The sequence below is a fragment of the Streptomyces sp. NPDC059852 genome (assembly GCF_042731455.1).
In the GTDB taxonomy this organism is placed as follows: domain Bacteria; phylum Actinomycetota; class Actinomycetes; order Streptomycetales; family Streptomycetaceae; genus Streptomyces.
Map to the genome: position 1 here is coordinate 49,349 of NZ_JBHWJK010000018.1, position 22,083 is coordinate 71,431.

The 22,083-nt window shown below is 72.3% G+C and carries 25 protein-coding genes; 15 read left to right on the plus strand and 10 right to left on the minus strand.

The features are described from left to right. The first annotated feature begins 17 nt into the window (after positions 1–17). Positions 18–452 carry a GNAT family N-acetyltransferase gene (locus ACFV46_RS22635; protein ID WP_376728592.1) on the plus strand — a complete coding sequence of 145 codons (435 nt, stop codon included), beginning with the start codon at positions 18–20 and terminating at the stop codon, positions 450–452. A 130-nt stretch (positions 453–582) separates the two neighbouring features. Further along, complete coding sequence (locus tag ACFV46_RS22640; RefSeq protein ID WP_361930743.1) at positions 583–1,176, plus strand: histidine phosphatase family protein; 594 nt, start codon at positions 583–585, stop codon at positions 1,174–1,176. On the opposite strand, the gene ACFV46_RS22645 is transcribed toward ACFV46_RS22640, so the two are convergent. After that, positions 1,158–1,601 (minus strand): DUF6314 family protein, encoded by a 444-nt coding sequence (locus ACFV46_RS22645; RefSeq protein ID WP_376728593.1) that lies wholly within the window; start codon positions 1,599–1,601, stop codon positions 1,158–1,160. The genes ACFV46_RS22640 and ACFV46_RS22645 overlap by 19 nt on opposite strands. Positions 1,602–1,776: 175 nt before the next feature. Here ACFV46_RS22645 and argC point away from each other — a divergent pair, with 175 nt between their 5' ends. From argC to ACFV46_RS22670, 5 genes are read left to right on the plus strand one after another with little or no spacing between them, the layout of a single operon-like run. Continuing rightward, positions 1,777–2,805 (plus strand): N-acetyl-gamma-glutamyl-phosphate reductase, encoded by a 1,029-nt coding sequence (gene argC / locus ACFV46_RS22650; RefSeq protein WP_385499426.1) that lies wholly within the window; start codon positions 1,777–1,779, stop codon positions 2,803–2,805. Further along, on the plus strand, positions 2,802–3,953 hold the full coding sequence (gene argJ / locus ACFV46_RS22655; RefSeq protein WP_385499428.1) for a bifunctional glutamate N-acetyltransferase/amino-acid acetyltransferase ArgJ: 1,152 nt from the start codon (positions 2,802–2,804) through the stop codon (positions 3,951–3,953). The genes argC and argJ overlap by 4 nt, the downstream gene beginning before the upstream one ends. Then, positions 3,950–4,861 carry an acetylglutamate kinase gene (gene argB / locus ACFV46_RS22660; RefSeq protein ID WP_376728602.1) on the plus strand — a complete coding sequence of 304 codons (912 nt, stop codon included), beginning with the start codon at positions 3,950–3,952 and terminating at the stop codon, positions 4,859–4,861. Before argJ ends, argB begins: the two co-directional genes overlap by 4 nt. Continuing rightward, the gene (locus ACFV46_RS22665; protein ID WP_361930754.1) at positions 4,858–6,054 is read left to right on the plus strand and encodes an acetylornithine transaminase; all 1,197 of its coding nucleotides are present in this window, start codon (positions 4,858–4,860) and stop codon (positions 6,052–6,054) included. Before argB ends, ACFV46_RS22665 begins: the two co-directional genes overlap by 4 nt. A 7-nt stretch (positions 6,055–6,061) precedes the next feature. Continuing rightward, on the plus strand, positions 6,062–6,616 hold the full coding sequence (locus ACFV46_RS22670) for an arginine repressor (RefSeq protein WP_385499430.1): 555 nt from the start codon (positions 6,062–6,064) through the stop codon (positions 6,614–6,616). A gap of 17 nt (positions 6,617–6,633) precedes the next feature. On the opposite strand, the gene ACFV46_RS22675 is transcribed toward ACFV46_RS22670, so the two are convergent. From ACFV46_RS22675 to ACFV46_RS22700, 6 genes are all read right to left on the minus strand, one after another. Further along, positions 6,634–7,374: an FAD:protein FMN transferase gene (locus tag ACFV46_RS22675; RefSeq protein WP_385499431.1), complete on the minus strand. Its 741-nt coding sequence runs from the start codon at positions 7,372–7,374 to the stop codon at positions 6,634–6,636. 55 nt (positions 7,375–7,429) lie between these two features. Then, positions 7,430–8,203 (minus strand): FMN-binding protein, encoded by a 774-nt coding sequence (locus ACFV46_RS22680; protein WP_385499433.1) that lies wholly within the window; start codon positions 8,201–8,203, stop codon positions 7,430–7,432. A 46-nt stretch (positions 8,204–8,249) separates the two neighbouring features. Beyond that, complete coding sequence (locus ACFV46_RS22685) at positions 8,250–9,632, minus strand: ferredoxin reductase family protein (RefSeq protein WP_361930766.1); 1,383 nt, start codon at positions 9,630–9,632, stop codon at positions 8,250–8,252. 90 nt (positions 9,633–9,722) lie between these two features. After that, positions 9,723–10,427, minus strand: a complete 705-nt coding sequence (locus ACFV46_RS22690; protein WP_385499434.1) for a L,D-transpeptidase — start codon at positions 10,425–10,427, stop codon at positions 9,723–9,725. A 3-nt stretch (positions 10,428–10,430) separates the two neighbouring features. Continuing rightward, positions 10,431–11,018 (minus strand): pyridoxamine 5'-phosphate oxidase family protein, encoded by a 588-nt coding sequence (locus tag ACFV46_RS22695; protein ID WP_361930772.1) that lies wholly within the window; start codon positions 11,016–11,018, stop codon positions 10,431–10,433. A 119-nt stretch (positions 11,019–11,137) separates the two neighbouring features. Continuing rightward, positions 11,138–12,013 (minus strand): hypothetical protein, encoded by an 876-nt coding sequence (locus ACFV46_RS22700; RefSeq protein WP_385499435.1) that lies wholly within the window; start codon positions 12,011–12,013, stop codon positions 11,138–11,140. A 267-nt stretch (positions 12,014–12,280) separates the two neighbouring features. On the opposite strand from ACFV46_RS22700, the gene argH reads away from it, so the two are divergent. From argH to ACFV46_RS22720, 4 genes are all read left to right on the plus strand, one after another. After that, positions 12,281–13,711, plus strand: coding sequence for an argininosuccinate lyase (gene argH / locus ACFV46_RS22705; RefSeq protein WP_385499437.1), 1,431 nt, complete (start codon positions 12,281–12,283; stop codon positions 13,709–13,711). Positions 13,712–13,788: 77 nt separating this feature from the next. Continuing rightward, positions 13,789–14,760: an aldo/keto reductase gene (locus ACFV46_RS22710; protein ID WP_385499438.1), complete on the plus strand. Its 972-nt coding sequence runs from the start codon at positions 13,789–13,791 to the stop codon at positions 14,758–14,760. A 113-nt stretch (positions 14,761–14,873) separates the two neighbouring features. Next, on the plus strand, positions 14,874–15,425 hold the full coding sequence (locus tag ACFV46_RS22715; RefSeq protein WP_361930783.1) for a helix-turn-helix domain-containing protein: 552 nt from the start codon (positions 14,874–14,876) through the stop codon (positions 15,423–15,425). Next, a complete protein-coding gene (locus ACFV46_RS22720; RefSeq protein WP_361930785.1) occupies positions 15,422–16,954 on the plus strand; it encodes an MFS transporter in 1,533 nt (510 codons plus the stop codon). Before ACFV46_RS22715 ends, ACFV46_RS22720 begins: the two co-directional genes overlap by 4 nt. A gap of 19 nt (positions 16,955–16,973) precedes the next feature. On the opposite strand, the gene ACFV46_RS22725 is transcribed toward ACFV46_RS22720, so the two are convergent. Next, positions 16,974–17,648, minus strand: a complete 675-nt coding sequence (locus ACFV46_RS22725; RefSeq protein WP_151788016.1) for a 1-acyl-sn-glycerol-3-phosphate acyltransferase — start codon at positions 17,646–17,648, stop codon at positions 16,974–16,976. Positions 17,649–18,012: 364 nt separating this feature from the next. Between ACFV46_RS22725 and ACFV46_RS22730 the strand changes: the two genes are divergently transcribed. From ACFV46_RS22730 to ACFV46_RS22740, 3 genes are all read left to right on the plus strand, one after another. Next, the gene (locus tag ACFV46_RS22730; RefSeq protein WP_385499439.1) at positions 18,013–19,188 is read left to right on the plus strand and encodes a glycerophosphodiester phosphodiesterase; all 1,176 of its coding nucleotides are present in this window, start codon (positions 18,013–18,015) and stop codon (positions 19,186–19,188) included. 74 nt (positions 19,189–19,262) lie between these two features. Then, positions 19,263–19,772, plus strand: coding sequence for a sigma-70 family RNA polymerase sigma factor (locus ACFV46_RS22735; RefSeq protein WP_385499440.1), 510 nt, complete (start codon positions 19,263–19,265; stop codon positions 19,770–19,772). A 45-nt stretch (positions 19,773–19,817) separates the two neighbouring features. Then, entirely contained in the window at positions 19,818–20,315 is a 498-nt protein-coding gene (locus tag ACFV46_RS22740; RefSeq protein ID WP_361930794.1) for a GNAT family N-acetyltransferase, read from the plus strand. Here the strand turns inward: ACFV46_RS22740 and ACFV46_RS22745 are convergent. Then, positions 20,305–20,721 (minus strand): hypothetical protein, encoded by a 417-nt coding sequence (locus ACFV46_RS22745; protein WP_361930797.1) that lies wholly within the window; start codon positions 20,719–20,721, stop codon positions 20,305–20,307. The genes ACFV46_RS22740 and ACFV46_RS22745 overlap by 11 nt on opposite strands. A 1-nt stretch (position 20,722) precedes the next feature. Further along, entirely contained in the window at positions 20,723–21,082 is a 360-nt protein-coding gene (locus tag ACFV46_RS22750; RefSeq protein WP_361930800.1) for a hypothetical protein, read from the minus strand. A 71-nt stretch (positions 21,083–21,153) separates the two neighbouring features. On the opposite strand from ACFV46_RS22750, the gene ACFV46_RS22755 reads away from it, so the two are divergent. Beyond that, on the plus strand, positions 21,154–21,801 hold the full coding sequence (locus ACFV46_RS22755) for an HAD-IA family hydrolase (RefSeq protein WP_385499441.1): 648 nt from the start codon (positions 21,154–21,156) through the stop codon (positions 21,799–21,801). Positions 21,802–22,083 lie beyond the last annotated feature (282 nt).

The window sequence follows — 22,083 nt, forward strand, 5'->3', positions numbered from 1 at the left end:
CCTGCGAATCTCGGCGCATGACCGACACCCCGCCCCTCGCCGAGGGCTACGAGATCTCCACCGACGCCGGCCGCCTCGACCGCGAGCGAGTGCACCGCTGGCTGTCCACCGACGCCTACTGGGCGCTCGGCCGGGCCCGGGAGAAGCAGGAGGCGGCGATCGACGGGTCGCTGAACTTCGGGGTGTACGACACGGCGTCGGGGGAGCAGGCCGCGTACGCCCGGGTCGTCACCGACCGGGCCACCTTCGCCTGGCTCTGCGACGTCTACGTCGACCCGTCGGTGCGCGGCAAGGGCATCGGGACCGCTCTCGTGGGGGCCGTGCGCGAGCACCTGCGCCCGTACGGCGTCCGGCGCATCCTGCTCGCCACGCACGACGCCCACGGGGTGTACGCGAAGCTCGGGTTCGCGGCGCTGGAGACCCCGGGCCACTGGATGGCGCTGTACCTGTAGCGGGCCGCGCGGCCCTGTTCGGGAGGGTTCGCCCGGCTGGTCCCGACCACGCGGTGAGGGCGCCTCCACGGTCGGTGACATGGGAACGCTCCCTCTTGACCTGGTCACCGTCCCGTCACACCATCACCGCATGTCGCTTCGGGTCACGTTCGTCGCCGCCGCGCGCAGCTCGTCGCTGCTCGCCGAGCGCTTCCAGGACGACCGGCCGCTGGACCAGGCCGGCTGGGACGAGGTGCAACACGTCGCCCGTGACCTGCTGCCGCTGGCGGCCGCCGACCTGCGCTACTGCTCGCCCACCCCGCGCAGCCGCGCCACCGGCGACGCCCTCGGCTACGCCCCGCTGGTCCAGCTGGCGCTGCGGGACTGCGACATGGGCCGCTGGCGCGGGCTCACGCTGGGCGAGGCGATGGCCCGGGAGCCCGACGCGGTGGACGCCTGGCTCGCCGACCCGCGCGGCACCCCGCACGGCGGCGAGTCGCTGATCGCGTTCATCTCCCGGGTCGGCGGCTGGCTCGACACCCGGCCCGTGGAGGACGGCGACCGGATCGTGGCGGTGGCCGAGCCGTCCGTGATCCGGGCCGCGCTGGTCTACGCCCTGAAGGCGCCGCCGTCGACGTACTGGAACATCGATGTCAGACCGCTGTCGGCGACCACGGTCATCGGGCACGCCGGCCGCTGGAACCTGCGCCTGGAGGGGGCCTCGGCTCAGACCACGCGCGCGTAGTCCGTGGTGAGGACCAGGTCCTTGGCGGGGCCGCGCACCCGCCACACGGTCCGCCAGTGGTCCGCGTCCCGGACCGTGAAGTCGCCCCGGTAGAGGTCCGCCGAGCAGGGGTGGTCCGCGATGTGACGGCCATCGCGCAGGTCGAGGTCGTGGAACGGACGGCCGTCCGCGAACCGCACGTCCGCCGTGCCCGGCACGGCGCCGGGCAGAAAGCGCAGGGTGCGCTCCGCCGGCCGGGGCACCCCGCGCCAGACGAACGCGCCGGACTCGTGGTGCAGCAGTCCGCCGTCCTCCAGCGGGCCGAACACCGTCGTCCCCGTGAAGGTGCCCTCGTCGCCGCTCGCGAGGTCGCGCACGGAACGCGCGACCCGCCAGTCCCCGGCCAGATAGGTCAGCACGTCCGGCACCGACCAGAACTCGCCCATCCCTCTCCCCGCATTTCAGGGTCCACGGGACCCGTTGACGCTCTCCTCTCCCCATCTTGCCGTTCGAACTTCTGATCGGCGTCTGAGGTCACGAACGTCCCGACCGCGTCGAAGGAATGCGATTGCATAAAACTGCGGCAATACGTATAGTCATGCCATCAAGGAGGAGGCATCCATGGCGGTACGTGCGGCAGTGGCCGGAGCGAGCGGATACGCGGGCGGGGAACTGCTGCGTCTGCTCCTGGCGCACCCCGAGGTCGAGATCGGCGTCCTGACCGGCAACAGCAACGCGGGACAGCGCCTAGGAGCGCTCCAGCCGCACCTGCTGCCGCTCGCCGACCGGGTGCTGGCCCCGACGACGCCCGAGGCGCTGGCCGGGCACGACGTCGTCTTCCTCGCCCTGCCGCACGGACAGTCCGCCGCCGTCGCCGAGCAGCTCGGCCCCGACGTGCTCGTGGTCGACATGGGGGCCGACTTCCGGCTGAAGGACGCCGGTGACTGGGAGCGGTTCTACGGCTCCCCGCACGCCGGGACCTGGCCGTACGGACTGCCCGAGCTGCCGGGCGGCCGCGCCGCGCTGGAGGGTTCCCGGCGTATCGCGGTTCCCGGCTGCTACCCGACCGCCGTCTCCCTGGCCCTCTTCCCGGCCTATGAGGCGGGTCTCGCCGAACCGGAGGCCGTGATCGTCGCCGCCTCCGGCACGTCCGGCGCCGGCAAGGCGCCCAAGCCGCATCTGCTGGGCAGCGAGGTCATGGGCTCCATGACGCCGTACGGCGTGGGGGGCGGCCACCGGCACACCCCCGAGATGATCCAGAACCTCACCGCGGCGGCGGGGGAGCGGGTCTCCGTCTCCTTCACGCCGACCCTCGCGCCGATGCCCCGCGGCATCCTCGCCACGTGCAGCGCCCGCGCCAAGGACGGCGTCGGCGCCGGGGCGGTGCGCGCCGCGTACGAGAAGGCGTTCGCCGACGAGCCGTTCGTCCACCTCCTCCCCGAGGGCCAGTGGCCCGCCACGGCGTCCGTCCACGGCTCGAACGCCGTCCAGGTGCAGGTCGCGTACGACGACGCCGCGGGCCGCGTCATCGCGATCAGCGCCATCGACAACCTCACCAAGGGCACCGCGGGCGGTGCCGTCCAGAGCATGAACATCGCCCTGGGGCTCGACGAGAGCACCGGGCTTTCCACGATCGGAGTCGCGCCGTGAGTGTGACGGCAGCCAAGGGATTCACGGCGGCGGGCATCGCCGCCGGGATCAAGGAGAACGGCAACCCGGACCTGGCCCTCGTGGTCAACACCGGGCCGCGCCGAGCCGCCGCGGGCGTGTTCACCTCCAACCGCGTCAAGGCCGCACCCGTGCTGTGGTCCGAGCAGGTCCTCAAGGGCGGCCAGGTGTCGGCCGTCGTCCTCAACTCCGGCGGCGCCAACGCCTGTACGGGACCGAAGGGCTTCCAGGACACCCACGCCACCGCCGAGAAGGTCGCCGAGATGCTGGGACGCGGACCCATCGAGATCGCCGTCTGCTCGACCGGTCTGATCGGCGTCCTGCTGCCCATGGACAAGCTGCTCCCCGGCATCGAGACGGCCGCCGGGCAGCTCTCCGAGCACGGCGGCGAGAAGGCCGCCATCGCCATCAAGACCACCGACACCGTCCACAAGACGTCCGTCGTCACGAAGGACGGCTGGACCGTCGGTGGCATGGCCAAGGGCGCCGGCATGCTCGCCCCCGGCCTCGCCACCATGCTGGTCGTCCTCACCACGGACGCCGACCTCGACGACGCGACGCTGGACAAGGCGCTGCGGGCCGCCACCCGGGTCACCTTCGACCGGGTCGACTCCGACGGCTGCATGTCCACCAACGACACCGTCCTGCTGCTCTCCTCCGGCGCGTCCGGCGTCACCCCGGCCTACGAGGAGTTCGCCGAGGCGGTCCGGCAGGTCTGCGACGACCTCGGGCAGCAGCTGATCCGGGATGCCGAGGGCGCCAGCAAGGACATCAGGGTCGAGGTGATCAACGCCGCGTCCGAGGACGACGCCGTCGAGGTGGGCCGCACCATCGCCCGCAACAACCTCCTCAAGTGCGCCGTCCACGGCGAGGACCCCAACTGGGGCCGGGTGCTGTCCGCGATCGGCACCACGCGGGCCGCCTTCGAGCCGGACCGGCTCAACGTCGCCATCAACGGCGTCTGGGTCTGCAAGAACGGCGGCGTCGGCGAGGACCGGGAGAAGGTGGACATGCGCTACCGCGAGGTACACATCGTCGCCGACCTCGCGGCCGGCTCCGAGACCGCCACGATCTGGACCAACGACCTCACCGCGGACTACGTCCACGAGAACAGCGCCTACTCGTCATGAGCAACACGACGCGGAAGCACACCGCGCTCCCCAAGGCCCAGATCCTCATCGAGGCGCTGCCCTGGCTCGTCCGCCACAACGGCAGGACCGTCGTCATCAAGTTCGGCGGCAACGCCATGGTCGATGAGGACCTGAAAGCCGCGTTCGCCCAGGACGTCGTGTTCCTGCACCACGCCGGGCTCAAGCCGGTCGTCGTGCACGGCGGCGGCCCGCAGATCAGCGCCGCCCTCGACAAGCACGGCATCGTCAGCGAGTTCAAGGCCGGCCTGCGCGTCACCACCGAGGACGCCATGGACGTCGTACGGATGGTGCTCGCCGGGCAGGTCCAGCGCGAGCTGGTCAACCTGCTCAACCAGCACGGTCCGCTCGCCGTCGGTCTGACCGGCGAGGACGCGCACACCATCACCGCCACCAAGCACCAGCCCGAGATCGACGGCGAACCGGTCGACATCGGGCGGGTGGGCGAGATCACCGAGATCGACACGGGCGCGATCGAGGCCCTGCTCGCCGACGGCCGCATCCCGGTCGTCTCCTCCATCGCCCGCAGTCAGGACGACGGGCATGTCTACAACGTCAATGCTGATACGGCGGCTGCGGCACTCGCGGCTGCGCTGGGAGCGGAGACTCTCATGGTCCTCACGGACGTCGAGGGCCTCTACGAGGACTGGCCGCACAGCGACGAGGTGATCAGCCGCCTCACCGCCTCCCAGCTGGAGAAGCTGCTGCCCGAACTCGGCTCGGGCATGGTGCCGAAGATGGAGGGCTGCCTGCACGCCGTACGCAACGGCGTCACCACCGCCCGCGTCATCGACGGCCGGGTCCAGCACTCGATCCTGCTGGAGATCTTCACCGATGAGGGAATCGGCACGATGGTCGTGCCGGACGCGCCGGAGGGGGACGCGCAGTGACCGCCAACCAGGAGTACGCCCAGCGGTGGCAGGGCTCGCTCATGAACAACTACGGCACCCCCCGGCTCCCCCTGGTGCGCGGCGAGGGCCTGAAGGTCTGGGACGCCGAGGGCACGCGGTACCTCGACTTCGTCGGCGGCATCGCCACCAACGCGCTCGGCCACGCCCACCCGGCGATCGTCGAGGCCGTGAGCCGGCAGATCGCCTCCCTCGGCCACATCTCCAACTTCTTCATGGCCGAGCCGACCGTCGCCCTCGCCGAACGGCTGCTCCAGCTCTTCGGCCGGGACGGCAGGGTCTTCTTCTGCAACTCCGGCGCCGAGGCCAACGAGGCCGCGTTCAAGCTGGGCCGGCTCACCGGCCGCACCCACGTCGTCGCCACCGACGGCGGCTTCCACGGCCGCACCATGGGCGCCCTCGCGCTGACCGGCCAGCCCGGCAAGCGCGAACCCTTCCTGCCGCTGCCCGGCGACGTCACCCACGTCCCCTACGGCGACGCGCAGGCCCTGGCCGCGGCCGTCACCGAGGAGACGGCCCTCGTCGTCATCGAGCCCATCCAGGGCGAGAACGGCGTCGTCGTCCCGCCGGCCGGCTATCTGAAGGCGGCGCGGGCCATCACCGCCGCCACGGGCGCGCTGCTCGTCCTCGACGAGGTGCAGACCGGCATCGGCCGCACCGGGCACTGGTTCGCCTACCAGGCCCACGAGGGCGTCCTGCCGGACGTCGTCACCCTCGCCAAGCAGCTCGGCGGCGGACTGCCGCTCGGCGCCACGGTCGCCTTCGGGCGGGCCGCGGACCTGCTCAGGCCCGGTCACCACGGCACGACCTTCGGCGGCAACCCGGTCGCCTGCGCGGCCGGCCTCGCCGTCCTGGACACCATCGCGGACGACGGGCTGCTGGAGAACGTCAAGCGGCAGAGCGAGAAACTGCGCGACGGCGTCGAGGCCCTCGGCCACCCGATGATCGACCATGTCCGGGGCGCGGGACTGCTCCTGGGTATCGTGCTCACCGGGCCGCACGCCGCCGGTGTGCAGCAGGCGGCCCAGGACGCCGGTTTCCTGGTGAACGCGCCCGCCCCCGATGTCGTACGGCTGATGCCGCCGCTGAACCTGGGGGACGACGAAGTGGAGGCGCTTCTTCAGGGCCTGCCCGGCATCCTGGACGTGGCCGCAGGGGACGGATCCGGAGAATGAGACGACGATGAGCCAGGCGCAGGACCACGGGCACAACGGCGCGAACGGGGCCGCGGGCCCCGCCGTGCCGCAGACCCGCACCGCACGTCACCGCCGGATCGTGGACATTCTCAACCGGCAGCCCGTGCGGTCGCAGAGCCAGCTGGCGAAGCTGCTCGCCGACGACGGGCTGAACGTCACCCAGGCGACGCTCTCCCGCGACCTCGACGAGCTGAACGCGGTCAAGATCCGCAACAACGACGGCGACCTCATCTACGCGGTGCCCAGCGAGGGCGGCTTCCGTACGCCCCGCGCCCCGCTCGGGGAGTCCGCCAAGGAGGAGCGGATGCGGCGGCTCTCGCAGGAGCTGCTGATCTCCGCGGAGGCCTCGGCGAACCTCGTGGTCCTGCGCACGCCTCCGGGGGCGGCCCAGTTCCTGGCCTCGGCCATCGACCAGGCCGAACTGCACGACATCCTCGGCACGATCGCCGGCGACGACACCCTGCTGTTGATCAGCCGGAACCCCACGGGGGGCCAGGCGCTCGCCGACCACCTGCTCAGGCTCGCCCAGAACACCCACTGACGCGGGGAGGAGCCCGCTCAGCCCAGGCGGGCCGCCAGCCCGCCCGTGCACCGCACCTCGTCGCCCGCGGTGATCAGCAGCGCCTCGACGTCCGGCAGCGACTCCAGCCAGGCCAGGCCCTCCCGCGACCCCATGGCGAAGGCCGCCGTCGCCCAGCAGTCCGCCCAGGTCAGCCGGGGGGCTGTCACCGTCACGGCCACCAGGTCCGTGACCGCGGAGCGGCCCGTGCGCGGGTCGACGATATGGGCGCCGCGCTCGGCCGTGCCGGAGGTGGCCACCGCCAGCTCGTCCAGGCCGGCCGCGGAGACGACCGCGGCGAGCCCTCCGGGACGCAGCGGGTCGGCCACGCCCACCCGCCACGGGCGCCGGGGCCCCGGCAGTCCGAGCAGCTGCACATCGCCGCCGCCGTTCACGCTCACCCCGCTCACCCCGGGAACCGCGGCGAGCGCCCGCGCCGCGCGCTCGACCGACCAGCCCTTGACGACGCCGGTGGGGTCCACGCTCCCCGCGTACGACGTGCTGAACCAGCCGTCGCTCAACCGCTGTGCCTCGGCGCCCAGTTCGAGCACCTCGGCCACCTCGGGGTCGCAGGCGTCCAGCGTGATCTCCCCGCGCGCCAGCCGGGAGACCTGACTCTCGTCGCGGTACGTGCTGAACACCTCGTCGACCCGGTGCAGCCCGGCGACCGCCTCGTCCAGAGCCGACCGGACGGCGTCGGGATCCCCGCCGCGGACGTCGAAGGAGACGACCGTCCCCATGACCTCCTCCGCACGACGTACCGCGGCGGGAGCTGGTGTCGGTTCCACCACCGTGTCAGCCACCGGCCTGGTCCAGGGCCGACTGCAGGGACTCCTTGTACCCGGCGCTGGTGTAGGTCGCTCCGGACACGGCGTCGATGTCGGCGCTGCCGGCCGCCACGGCCGCCTGGTTGAGCTTCGGCACCGCGTTGGCGGTGATGTTCGTGCTCTGCCCGCCGCTCGGCGCCTTCACGGCCTCCGCCTTGGTGATCTTCCCACCGCTGACGGTGACACGGACCTGGACCGGCCCGTACTGGGTCTGCGCGACGGCGCCGGTGACGGTACGGGTCTGCGCCGCGCCCCCGCCGGAGTTCTGGCCGCCCGACCCACCCGAAGCGTCCGCGGCGGCGTTCGCCTTGTCGATCGCCGACTGCAGGGACTGCTTGTACCCGGCGCTCGTGTAGGTCGCCCCCGACACGGCGTCGATGTCGGCGCTCTGGGCCGCGACCGCCGCCTGGTTCAGCTTCGGCACCGCGTTCGCGGTGACCTGGTCGCTCTGGCCGCCCTTGGGAGCCTGGACGGCCTCCGCCTTCGTGATCTTTCCGCCGGCCACGGTCAGCCGGACCTGGACCGCGCCGTACTGGGTGCGCGCCGCGTCACCGGTGACCGTGCCCGCCCCGGCGGCCTGCGCACCGCCCTGCGGCGAGGCCGCGACCGGGGGCGCCGCGCCGCCGGCCGCCTGGGCGGACGCCGGGTCGGTCGCCGGCTTCAGCGACAGCAGCAGCACGATCCCCGACACGGTGGCCGCACCGGCCAGCACGAAACGCCGGATGGGGTGGCTCTTCCTCATGGCTTTCCACAGCTCCTGGAGTGGTGGTGACTCGAAGTCCGGTCGCTCACATCTCGAACGACTCGTGGTGGATGCGGCGGGCGGGCACTCCGGCGCCGCGCAGCGCCTCGTACACGGACTGCGCGAACCCGGGCGGGCCGCAGAGGAAGACGTCGTGCTGGTCGATGTCCGGCAGCTTCTGCCGCAGCCGCTCCGCCGAGATGTCCGGACGTTCGCCGTCCGGGCTGTTGACCGCGTACATCAGCCGGGCACCGCGCTCGTCGGCGATGGCCGACAGCTCGTCCCACAGCGCCAGGTCCTGGGTGCTGTTGGCCCGGTAGAGCAGGGTGATGTCACCGGAGGCGCCCGGCAGCGTCTCGAACAGGGCCCTCATCGGCGTGATGCCGACACCGCCGGCCACCAGCAGCACCTTGCCCCGGCTGCGGCGCTGGGCCGTCAGGGCGCCGTAGGGGCCCTCCGCCCAGACCTTGGTGCCGGGCTTCAGTTCGCGCAGCCGGGAGGTGTGGTCGCCGATCGCCTTCACCGTGATCCGCAGCATGTCCGGGCGGGGCGCCGCCGACAGCGAGTACGGGTGGGAGCTGAACCGCATGCCCGGCGCCTTGAACCGCCAGCGGAAGAAGTGCCCGGCCTCCGCGCCCATCCGGTGCAGCTTGCGCCCGCCGATCAGCACCGAGACGATGCCGGGCGTCTCCTCGATGACGGCCTCGACGTACATCCGGTGCCGCAGGTTGAGGCGGATCGGGGTGATGACCCGGTACCAGAGCACCAGCGCGGTGACCGCCCCGTACAGGCCGTACCAGAAGGTCTTCGCGGTGGGCTCGACGGCGAACTCGTTGCCGGTGGTGATCTGGTGCCAGAACGTCAGGAACACCGCCGCGTACGTCAGCAGGTGCACGTGGTACCAGCTGTCGTAGGGGATGCGGCGCCGGATGCCGCCGACGGAGATGAACGCGATGACGAACAGCAGCCCGGTGCCGATGGCCGCCTTGCCCATGTCGGGCAGCGTGTTGACGGAGTCGATCGTCTGCTGGACGACGTCGCCGAGGGTCCGTCCGCTCTGCAGGGCGTAGGCCCACATCGTCAGGAAGACGTGCGCGATGACCAGGCAGACCGTGTACCGGCCGCTCATGGCGTGCCAGCGGGCGACCCGGTCCGAGCCGACCCGCCGCTCCAGCGCGGGCACCCGCGCCATCTGCAGGACGACCAGCGCCATCAGATAACCGGCGAGCAGACCGGTGATGCGCCCGGCGGCCAGGATCTTCGCGGTGTTGTCCGCGAGGGACGGCGTGTTGTCCCACCACAGCCACAGCACCGCCGCCGCGCCCGCCCACAGGGCGACGACCAGCGGGACGGCCGGGGAGCGGCGCGGACGGATGCGGCGCATCGTCTGGCGGCGGGCGGCACGGCCGCCTGCGAGCGTGGTGGTCACGGTTCCTCCGGGGACGGGAGCAAGGGGGTTGACGTGGTCCCTTGGCCCAGAGATACGTGCGGGGAGGCCCGTGTGTTCAGCGGTTCGCGGTCAGTACCGGGTGATCGCGGTGGAGCCGGACGCGGTGCCGATCGCGATGTGCGGCTCGCGTTCGGGATCGGCCCACTCGAGGATGCTCCTCATCGCGTCCCGGGGCACCGACACACAACCCGCCGTAGCCCCCCGCCCGTTGACATGGAGGAAGATCCCGGCGCCGCGTCCCCTCACCGGACGGGTGTAGTTGAAGCCGATGACGAGGGCGTGCGCGTAGCGGGAGCCGTAGGTGATCAGGTGCTCGGACTCGGCGGGCCGGCAGTCGGGGGCGAGCGGCTGGCTCCAGCGGTTGTAGGCGCGCGAGTCGTTGTCCTGGCACCACCAGGAGTCCTCGCGCACCCGGCGGTAGGCGTACGCCGTCCCGGGCGGCGCGGCCTCGATGCCGAAGGCGTACGGCAGCCGGAACAGCCCGGTCGGCGTCGTGTTCGTGCCCTGCTTCCGGCGCGCCCCCGCGACCAGGCCCTTCGCCCCGAACCGCGCCGGCGCCGAACCCGCCCGCACCCAGCGCTCGCCCACGCGGTCCCACCAGGTCACCGTCCCCTGGGTGGAGCCGGTCCGCGGCGCGACGGCGGTGATCAGCTGGGTGCCGCCCCCGGTGTCGGCCATCCGCCCGGGCAGCGGGTCCGGCGCCCCGCCCGGCGCGGCACCGAGCGCGAGAAGGGAGACGGACACGGACACGAGGGCGAGGGCGGCACGGCGCATGCCTCAGAAGCTAGAGGGGGGCAGCGGCAACGGCAGCCCGGGAAGTCCGTCCAGGCTGGTCGCGACGTACTCCTTCTTGGTGAAGTACGCGTCGAGCGACTCGTCGTCCTCGCGGGAGAAACGCTTTCCGTGCAGATCGCGGTCCTCGTCGTACGTCATCAGGGGGACGGCGTACCCGCAGGTGTCCCGGATGAGCTCGGCGTGGACGACGATGACGGCGCGCAGGCCGTGCTGGGCCGGGTCGATGCCGGGGAAGTGTTCGAGGAGCCCGGTGAAGCGCGGGTCGTCGCGGAAGACGGCCTCGCCGCGGCCGTGCACGCGCACGATGTTCGGCGGGCCCTGGAAGGCGCACCACATGAGGGTGATCCGGCCGTTCTCCCGCAGATGCGCGATCGTCTCGGCGTTGGAGCCCGCGAAGTCCAGGTAGGCCACCGTGCGTTCGTCGAGGACGGCGAAGGAGCCCTTGAGGCCCTTGGGGGAGAGGTTGACGGTGCCGTCGGCCGCGAGAGGCGCGGTGGCGGTGAAGAAGAGCGGCTGCTCCTCGATGAACGTGCGGAGCCTGCCGTCGATGCGTTCATATGTTTTGCCCACGTCCACCGATTATGGGCGCTGTTCGTTCGGCTGTCTAAGGATTTCGCGGCCGCTGCCCCGGTGTCACCGTGGCCGCCCCGGCCGGCGTGCCAACGGGGCGGCCACGGCTGCCTGTCACGTCACCGGGTGAGCGTGCAGGCGGCGAACGCCTCCAGCCCGTCGGGCTTCGCTGCCGCGCGGCCGATGGCGGTCTCGATGCGGTTGAGCGCGGCGACGCGCTTGTCCTTCAGCGGGCCGAGGATGGCGTTCTGGACGAAGTCGGGGCCGCCCTGTCCGACGGTGTTCGCCAGGCGCTGGTTGGCCTCGCTGATCTGGGTCTGGAGCTGGGCGAGGTTGCGGTCGACCTCGGCCTGGGCGGAGGCGGGGACCGCGGGCAGTTCGCCGGTGACGTCGGGGCAGGTGATGGTGCCGGCGCCGGTGCCGCCGCCGTTCGCGTTGCCGTTTCCGCCGGCGTTCCCGTTGCCCCCGCCGCCGCCCTGGCCGTTCCCGGCGTTCCCGTTGCCCTGCCCGGCGCCCGCGGTCCGGCTCGGCGTGGGTGTGGCCTGCGCGCCGCCGGCGTTCAGCGTGCAGGTGGCGAACGCCTGGAGCCCCTGCGGCTTCGCCGCCGTACGGCCGATGGAGAGGGCGATGCGGTCGAGGGCGGCGGCCCGCTTGTCCTTGAGGGGGCCGAGGATGGCGTTCTGGACGAAGTCGGGGCCGCCCTGCCCGACGGTGTTCGCCAGGCGCTCGTTGGCCTCGCTGATCTGGGTCTGGAGCTGGGCGAGGTTGCGGTCGACCTCGGCCTGGGCGGAGGCGGGGATCTCGGGCAGTTCGCCGGTGACGTCGGGGCAGCCGACGGTGCCCGGACCGGCCAGCGTGCGGGCGGGCTCGGCGCTCTGCCCGGACTCGCCGGCCAGGGCGAAACCGGCGATCACCGTGCCGGACAGCGCCACCGCGGCGGCGCCGCCGACGAACGCGACGCGACGCTTGTCGTACTTCGGAAGAGCCCTGGACATACGGATGCCTCACTCGGGTTCGGGGTGTCGTCGGGGAGGAACGCGGCGCCTGCGCTCGCGGGGAGATACGAGTAAGCGGTTACTCGTGTTCAACGGGAGCACGCGCGTTCCGCACCGCCCGGCTCGGATTGACGAATCATGCAGACCTCTGCATACTCATGCATGCCGATACGTGGTGAGCCATCCGGTGCCCACCAGCGTGGCGACGGCCCCTCGTGCACGCCACGGGAGGCGACGCCACACCCAGACCTGCGAGGAGCACAGCGAGTGAGCAGCAACAGCGGTGACGTCCGGCTCTGGGGCGGCCGTTTCGCCGACGGTCCCGCCGAGGCCCTGGCCAAGCTGTCCGCCTCCGTCCACTTCGACTGGCGGCTGGCGCCTTATGACATCGCCGGGTCCCGTGCGCACGCGCGCGTGCTCCACGCGGCGGGGCTGCTCACCGAGGACGAGCTGACCCGTATGCTCGCCGGACTCGACCAGCTGGAGGCGGACGTCGCCGACGGCTCGTTCGTGGGCACGGTCGCCGACGAGGACGTCCACACGGCCCTGGAGCGGGGCCTGCTGGAACGACTCGGCCCCGACCTCGGCGGCAAGTTGCGCGCGGGACGCTCCCGCAACGACCAGGTCGCCACCCTCTTCCGGATGTACCTGCGCGACCACGCCCGGATCATCGGCGGTCTGATCGCCGAGCTCCAGGACGCGCTGATCGGGCTCGCCGAGGCCCACCCGGACGTGGCGATGCCGGGCCGCACCCACCTCCAGCACGCCCAGCCGGTGCTCTTCGCGCACCATGTCCTCGCCCACGTCCAGTCCCTGTCCCGGGACGCCGAACGGCTGCGGCAGTGGGACGAGCGCACGGCCGTCTCGCCGTACGGCTCGGGCGCGCTCGCGGGCTCCTCGCTCGGTCTGGACCCGGAGGCGGTCGCCGAGGACCTCGGGTTCGAGCACGGGTCGGTCGGCAACTCCATCGACGGCACGGCCTCCCGTGACTTCGTCGCCGAGTTCGCCTTCATCACCGCGATGATCAGCGTGAACCTCTCCCGGATCGCCGAGGAGATCATCATCTGGAACACGAAGGAGTTCTCCTTCGTGACCCTGCACGACGCCTTCTCCACGGGCTCGTCGATCATGCCGCAGAAGAAGAACCCGGACATCGCCGAGCTGGCCCGGGGCAAGAGCGGCCGTCTGATCGGCAACCTCACGGGTCTGATGGCCACGCTCAAGGCGCTCCCGCTGGCCTACAACCGGGACCTCCAGGAGGACAAGGAGCCGGTCTTCGACTCCTGCGACCAGCTGGAGGTCCTGCTCCCCGCCTTCACCGGCATGATGGCCACCCTCACGGTCAACCGCGCGCGCATGGAGGAACTGGCCCCGGCCGGCTTCTCCCTGGCCACCGACATCGCCGAGTGGCTGGTCAAGCAGGGCGTCCCCTTCCGGGTCGCCCACGAGGTCGCCGGCGAGTGCGTGAAGGCCGCCGAGGCCGAGGGCAAGGAGCTCGACGAGCTGACGGACGACCAGTTCGCGAAGATCTCCGCCCATCTGACGCCCGAGGTGCGGACCGTGCTGAACGTGCCCGGCGCCCTGGCCTCCCGCAGCGGCCGCGGCGGCACCGCCCCGAGCGCGGTCGCCGTCCAGCTCGCCGAGGTCAAGGCCGACGTGGCGGCCCAGCACGCCTGGGCCACGGCCAAGAACGGCTGAGGCCCGCCCCGTGGGCCGGGGCGTCGCGGGTTACGTTGGTCGCACAGCGGTACGCAGCCGACCGAACGGAGCCCGCGATGCCCTTCGCCCGACTGGCGACAGCGACGACCCCGACCTGCCACATCGGACTCGGCCTCGCCGCCGTCGGCCGCCCCGGCTACATCAACCTCGGCCGGGACGAGGACCTCGGAGCCGACCGCAGCGTCGAGGCGCTGCGCGCCCGCACCCATGAACTCCTCGACGCCGCCTACGCCCAGGGCGTGCGCTACTTCGACGCCGCCCGCTCGTACGGCCGTTCGGAGGAGTTCCTCGCCTCCTGGCTGGCCGCCCGCCCGGACGCCGACGACGTCGTCGTCGGCAGCAAGTGGGGCTACACCTACACCGCGGACTGGACGACGGACGCCGAGCGGCACGAGGTCAAGGACCACGGCCTGGCCACCTACGAGCGCCAGCGCGCCGAGACCGCCGCGCTGCTCGGCGACCGCCTCGACCTCTACCAGATCCACTCGGTCACCCCGGACAGCCCCGCGCTCACCGACAAGGAGCTGCACGCGCGGCTCGCGGAGGCCGCCGCCCAGGGCGTGACCATCGGGTTCTCCACGAGCGGCCCGGCCCAGGCGGACGCCGTGCGCGCCGCCCTCGCCGTGACGGTCGACGGCGAGCCCCTCTTCCGTACCGTCCAGTCGACGTACAACATCCTGGAGACCTCGGTGGGCCCCGCCCTCGCCGAGGCGCACGACGCCGGGCTGACGGTGATCGTCAAGGAGGGCATGGCCAACGGGCGGCTCGCCGGCCCGGACGCGCCCGGCGCGCTGCGGGCCGTGGCCGCCGAGACCTCCCAGGGCTGCGACGCGGTCGCCCTCGCGTTCGTCCTGCGCCAGCCGTGGGCCGGTGTCGTCCTGTCCGGCGCCGCGACCACCGCGCAGCTGGCGTCCAACCTGCACGCGGCCGTGGTCGACCTGGACGAGGAGCGGCTGGCCCGGCTCACGGCCCTCGCCGAGGAGCCGGGCGCGTACTGGGAGACGCGCGGCCGCCTGCCCTGGCACTGATCCGTTCTTCTCGTTCCGGAGACCGGCTGGTCTTTTCACGTGCCGGCGACCTGTGATGAGTCACGCACGCCCTGAATGAGACATCACTGTCTCACATGGGCTACTCTCGTATCATGGCTGTCGATCGTGAACTCGTGCTGCGCAGTGCCGCGGCCCTGCTGACCCGCAAGGCCACCGCGACCATGGACGAGGTCGCCAAGGCCGCCGGGATCAGCCGCGCCACCCTGCATCGGCAGTTCGCGGGCCGTGACGCGCTCGTCCGCGCCCTGGAGGCGCTGGGCATCGCCGAGTGCGAGGCCGCGCTGGACGCGGCCGACCTCGACAGCGGCTCCGCGTCCGACGCCGTACGCCGGCTCGTCCACGCGATCGAGCCCGCCGCGGGACTCCTCGCCTTCCTCTACACCGAGAACCAGCTCTACGAGGGCGAGGAGATCAACCCCGGCTGGACCGCGATCGACGAACGCATCGCCGCCCTGTTCCGGCGCGGCCAGCTCGCCGGAGAGTTCCGCATCGACCTGACCCCGGCCTGGCTCACCGAGGCGCTGTTCGGCCTGATGGCCTCCGGCGCCTGGATGGTGCAGAGCGGCAAGGGAGCCCCCCGGGACTTCCACCACATGATCGTCGGGCTGCTGCTCGGCGGCGCACTCCGGAGAGAGGAATCATGACCAGCACCCTGCGGCCGGCGGACACGGCCGAGGCGGTGACCGCGCGCCCGGGCCGTTGGCTCGCGCTGTCCGTCCTCGTCCTCGCCGTGCTGCTGGTGGCCGTCGACGCGACCGTCCTCGGTCTCGCGACCCCCTACATCAGCGAGGACCTCGAGCCCTCCGGCACCCAGCTGCTGTGGATCGGCGACGTCTACTCGTTCGTGATCGCGGGCCTGCTCGTGTCGATGGGCAGCCTCGGCGACCGCATCGGCCGCAAGCGGATCCTGCTCGTCGGCGCCACGGCGTTCGGCGCGCTGTCCGTCCTCAACGCCTACGCCACGAGCCCCGAGATGCTGATCGCCGCCCGGGCCCTGCTCGGCGTCGCGGGCGCCACCCTGATGCCGGCGACCCTCGCCCTGATCCGCAACCTCTTCCACGACCCGCGCGAGCGCAGCCTCGCCATCGGCATCTGGGGCGCCACGGCCTCCGCGGGCACCGCCGTCGGCCCGATAGCCGGCGGATTCCTGCTCGAACACTTCTGGTGGGGCTCGGTCTTCCTGATCAACCTGCCCGTGATGGTGGTGCTGGTCCTCGTCGGCGTCCGGCTGCTGCCCGAGTCCCGCGACCCGGCCCCGGGCCCCTGGGACCTGCCCAGCGTCCTGCTGTCCCTGCTCGGCATGGTCGGTGTCGTCTACGCCGTCAAGGAGGCCGCCGCGCACGGCTTCACCTGGCTCACGCTCGCCGCGGGCCTGGCGGGCGCGGGCGCCCTGTACGGCTTCGTCCGGCGTCAGCTCACGCTGCCGGCGCCGCTGCTGGACATGCGGCTGTTCCGCCACCGGGGCTTCAGCGGCGCGGTCCTGGCCGACCTGCTCACCATCCTCGGCCTGTCCGGGCTGGTGTTCTTCCTGTCGCAGTTCCTGCAGTTGGTGCAGGGTAGGGGACCGCTCGAGGCGGGACTGGCCGAACTGCCCGCGGCGATCGGCGCGGTGGTGGCCGGCCTGGTAGCGGGCCGTGCGGCCCGCCGCTTCTCGGTCCGGGCCGTCGTCTCGGCCGGCCTCGCCGCGATCGGCGGCGCGCTCGCCGTGCTCACGGTGATCGACGGCACCACGGGCTACCCCCTGCTGGGCGCGGCCCTGCTCGTGGTGGGCGTCGGCGCGGGCTTCTCCTTCACCGTGACGTCCGACGTGATCCTGTCCTCCGTACCGAAGGAGCAGGCGGGCGCCGCGTCGGCGGTGTCGGAGACGGCGTACGAACTCGGCGCGGCCCTCGGCATCGCGGTGCTCGGCTCGATCGTCACCGGCGTCTACCGGGGCTTCACCGGCCCCACCGGCACCCCGGCCGAGGCCCACGAGTCCCTCGGCGGCGCGGTGGAGGCGGCGGCGGGGCTGCCCGCCCGGACCTCCGAGGCGATGCTGGACGCGGCCCGGACCGCCTTCGTCGACGGCCTCGCCCTGGCGGCGGGCGCCGGAGCGGCCGTCCTGCTGGCGGCGGCGGTGGCGGCCTGGTTCCTGCTGCGCGGTCAGCGGCTGGACGACACGGCGTCCCGGTGAGGACGGCCCACGCGATGGGTCAGGCCGCTTCCTTGGCCTTGCTCGCGTACATGTCCACGTACTCCTGGCCGGACAGCCGCATGACCTCGGCCATCACGGAGTCGGTCACCGCGCGCAGCACATAGCGGTCGCGGTCCATCCCCTCGTACCGGGAGAACTCCATCGCCTCGCCGAAGCGCACGGTCACCTTGCCGGGGCGGGGCATGCCGGCGCCGTTCGGCTGGATCTTGTCCGTGCCGATCATGGCGAACGGCACGACCGGCGCGCCCGTCATCAGCGTCAGACGGGCGATGCCGGTGCGGCCCCGGTACAGGCGCCCGTCGGGGGAGCGGGTGCCCTCGGGGTAGATGCCGAAGACCTTGCCCTCCTCCAGGATCCGGCGCCCGGTCATCAGCGCGGCGACGCCGCCCCGGCCGCCGTCCCGGTCCACCGGGATCATGCCGACGCCCGTGAAGAACCAGGCCATGAGACGGCCCTTGAAGCCCTTGCCGGTGACGTACTCGTCCTTGCCGATGAAGTAGACCTGCCGGTCGCACACCAGCGGAAGGATCATCGAGTCGATGAACGTGAGGTGGTTGCCGGCCAGGATGACCGGACCGTCGCCCGGGATGTGCTCCGCGCCCTCCACCTGTGGGCGGAACATCAGGCGCATGATCGGTCCGAGCACTGCCTTGATGAGCGCGAAGCGGGACAACGGGCCCTCCGGTGTCAAGGGATTCATCTATGTCTGTGCAGGTGAGGACGATACTCGCGGTGACCGCGATCCCGCACATCGGGTACGCCGACTTCATCCAGGTCTTACTCGTCGTTGACCTGCGTTCACCTGCGGTGACGCGGCGCCGGTGTGCCGTAACGCGGCCGCAACGGTGTGACGGACGTCGCTCGGGCGACGTATCACGGGTTCCCCGCCCGGGCGTGGCGAATCCGACGCCCCGTCACCTCGCCGCCCCCACACGCCATCCGGTGTCACCCGTGTGTTCGGCCCGGGGTCTCCCATCTGTCATGCACGCGCACCTACGATCGGCCCGCACCGACGCATCGAGGCAGGAAGGGCGCTCATGGGAACCCAGGACGACGAGCAGACCACCACCACCGGACGGCGGACTCTTCTCGGCGCGGCCGTACTCGGGGCGGGAGGCGTCCTCGGGCTCTCCGGTCAGGCGGCCGCCGCCGGCGGCGGACACGGAGGCGGCGTGCACGGGGGCGGCGGACTCAAGAGCCTGCCCAAGCCGACGATCATCGGCCACCGCGGCGCCAGCGGCTACCGGCCCGAGCACACCCTCGGCTCCTACCAGCTGGCCCTCGACCTCGGCGCCGACATCGTCGAGGCCGGCGACCTCGTCCCCACCCGGGACGGGCACCTCGTCTGCCGGCACGAGCCGGAGATCGGCGGCACCACCGACGTCGCGAGCCACCCCGAGTTCGCGGGCCGCAGGAAGACCAAGTCGCTCGACGGAGTGCCCACGACCGGCTGGTTCACCGAGGACTTCACGCTGGCCGAGCTGAAGACGCTCCGGGCCACCGAGCGCGTCCCGGCCAACCGCCCGCACAACACCCTCTACGACGGGCGCTGGGAGATCCCCACCTTCGAGGAGGTCCTCGCCTGGCAGGACGAGCAGACCCGCAGGAGGGGCCGGCAGGTCTGGATCTACCCCGAGCTCAAGCACCCCACCTACTTCCGCGAGCAGGGCCTCGGCCTGGAGGAGCGGGTCGCCAAGGTGCTGCGCCGGCACGGCAAGGACAGGAAGGACTCGCCCGTCATCCTCCAGTCCTTCGAGCCCACCAGCATCCAGCGCATGGACAAGCTCGTCGGCAACCCCCTCGTCGTCCTGCTCTCCGGCGCGAGCACCCGCCCCTGGGACTTCGAGAGGACGGGGGACCCGCGCACCGTCGCCGACCTGATCACCCCGGCCGGGCTGCGGGAGATCGCCTCCTACGCCCAGGGCATCGGCCCCACCCTGGACCTGGTCATCCCCAAGGACGCGGCCGGGAGGCTCACCACCCCCACCACCCTGGTCCGGGACGCGCACGAAGCGGGCCTCCTGCTGCACCCCTACACGATGCGCAACGAGAACCCGTTCCTGCCCGCCGAGTTCCGCAAGGGCACCGACCCGGACGCCTACGGCGACGTCTTCGGCGCCTACCGCGTGTACTTCGCCACCGGGATCGACGGGGTCTTCACCGACAACCCCGACACCGGCCTGCTCGCCCGTCAGGACCTCGTCAACCGCTGAGGCGCGGGCCCCGGTTGGGGTGAGCCGCGGCCGCCCGGGCAACCCCGCGCCCCGGCGGCCGCGTCGTGCCGCACATGAGGGACTACCTGGTCACCACCCTGCGCCCACTGCTCGCCGCCGAGGCCCGGGCCGAGGCGTCCGCCTCCGGAGCCGAGCCCGCCGACCTGGAGCAGGCGGTGTGGCTGCGCCTCCTGGAACACCTCGACGCGGACGGCCCGCCCGCCGACCCGCACGCCTGGCTGCGCCGCGCCGTCCGCTCGGAGTCCCGCCGCAGCCGCCGTACGGCCCGGCACGAACGGCCCTACGAGCACGAGCCCGTCGCCGACACCGACCGGCACGACCCCGAGGGCCTGGCGCTGGCCGCCGCCCACCGCCGCGCGCTGCGCGACGCGGTCCGCCGGCTGCCCGGCCGCTGCCCCCGTCTGCTGGAGGCGCTGCTCTCCCCGGACGACCCGACCTACCGCGAGATCGCGGGGGAGTTGGGTATCTCACAGGGCAGTCTCGGCCCGGAACGTTCCAGATGCCTGGAATGTCTGCGTCGATTGCTCACACCGGAGGTTGCGGCCCGCAGTGCGCGGGGATAGGAGTGAGGGACGACCGGTGATCAGGTGAGCGGGAGGCGTGCGCACATGGGCATGAGCGTGACCATCTCTGCGGCGACCGAGCAGGACGCTGAGCAGATCTTCAGGCTGCAGTACCTGTGCTTCCAGAGCGAAGCGGCGCTGTACGGCAACTACCGCATCGCCCCGCTGGTCCAGAGTCTTGACTCGGTCCGGGCCGAGGTCGCCGCGGACTGCGTCTTCGTGGCCCGCCTCGGCGAGGAGGTCGTCGGCTCGGTCCGCGGCCATGTCACCGAGGACGGCGCCGCCGCCATCGGCAAGCTCTGCGTCCACCCGCGTCTCCAGGGCCACGGCATCGGCGCCCGTCTGCTGCGCGCGGCCGAGGCCGCCCTCGCCGAGCAGCGCGGCGCCAAGCGGTTCCGCCTGGAGGCCGGTCACCGCAGCGAGGGCAACCTCCGCCTCTACCGCAAGGTCGGCTACGCGAGGGTCGGCACCGCCCAGGGCGCCGACGGCGTCCCGATGATCGTCCTGGAGAAGGAGGCGGGCGCCTTCGCCACTACGGCGTGACGGCGCGGGCCCTGCGGAGCCAGTACAGGGCCGACAGCGGCAGCAGCACCGGGATGAAGAGATAGCCCATGCCGTAGTCGGACCAGACCGTCGCGTCGGGGAACGCAGAGGGCTCCACCAGGGTCCAGGTGCCGACGACGAGGACGCCCACGAGCTCGGCGGCGCAGCACACCAGCGCCGCCCTGCGGGCCCGTTCACCGCCCCGTACCAGCGTGTACGTGATGAAGCCGTACACCACACCGGCCACCGCCGACAGCGTGTAGGCGAGCGGGGCCCGGCCGAAGTCCGTCGCGATCTGGTACGCCGAGCGCGACACCGCGCCGACCACCATCACGCCGTACAGCCAGACCAGCAGGACGCCGGGCCCGCCGATCAGCCGCGCCGGCCTGTCCTCGGTCGTGGCCATCTCAGCCTCCCCAGATGTCATAGAGCCGCACCTCCAGCACGGCCAGCACCACGCCGCCCGCGGCGACCGTGACCGAGCCCCATTTGGACCGTTCCGCCAGCGACATGAAGCCCGCCGCCGGCACACACGCGAACGCGCCCAGCAGATACGCCACGAAGATCGTCGTGCCCTGCTCCGGCTTCTCGCCCCGCGCCAGCAGCACGATCCCGACGACCAGCTGCACCAGCGCCAGCACCGTCACGACGGCCATGCCGATGAAGTGCCAGTCCTTCGTCGGCTGGTCACGGGTGGCGGCCCAGCCGCACCACGCGGCGAGCAGCAGCGCGGCGACACCGGTCACCAGCATCAGGACAGCGAACATGCCGGTGAGCCTATTACGGGCCAAAAGGCCTGATGCGGCCGCCCCCGGACAGCGGCCGTAGGGTCGGGGGCATGAAGATCCGTGCACAAGCCCTCCTGTTCGACAACGACGGCACCCTCGTCTCCTCCCTCGCCTCCGTGGACCGCTGCTGGACGCGCTGGGCCGCGGAGTACGGCGTCACGGAGGCGTTCGGCAGGATCGAGCTGCACGGGCGCCCGGCCGTCGAGATAGTCGCCGACCTGCTGCCCGCCGCACGCGTCCCCGAGGCGCTCGCCCGGATCGAGGCGCTGGAGGTGGAGGACGTGCCGAACGACGGCGTCCACCTGCTGCCCGGCACCCGCGCCTTCCTCGACGCGCTGCCCGCCGACCGCTGGGCCGTCGTCACCTCCGCGACCCGCCGGCTCGCCGAGGCCCGGCTCGACGCCGTCGGCATCCTGCCCAAGACGATGGTGACCGCCGACGACATCACGCGCGGCAAGCCCGACCCCGAGCCCTACCTGCTCGCCGCCCGTGAGCTGGGCGTCGACCCGGCCGGCTGCGTCGTCTTCGAGGACGCCCCCGCCGGTCTCGCGGCCGGCCGGGCCGCCGGCATGACCACCGTGGCGTTGACCACAACCCACCGGGCCGACGAGCTCGACGCCGACCTCGTGGTGAAGGACCTGTCGGCCTTGTCCGTGCTGGCCGGCGACGGTTTCGTGGAGATCTCCGCCCGCGTCTGACCCTGTCCGCCGCTGTCCACCATGCGGACAGCGGCGGCCGGTAAGGACCATACGTCTGCTTTACTGATCGCATGACCACCACGAGCAGCCGCATTCCCGCGACCGAGGCGCCCCTGACGCCCGGTGCTCGTTGTATGTGTCGAATGTGCGCCTTCTAGAGGGCCCCCGCACCATCCGAGCCTCGCGCCCCGAAGCGAGCCCGCTCAGGTCCGCCCGCCCCGGGTTCCAGGACTGAGCCACGCCCCCGCGCACACGTTCTCCGCGTTCCCCCTTGCACGGAAC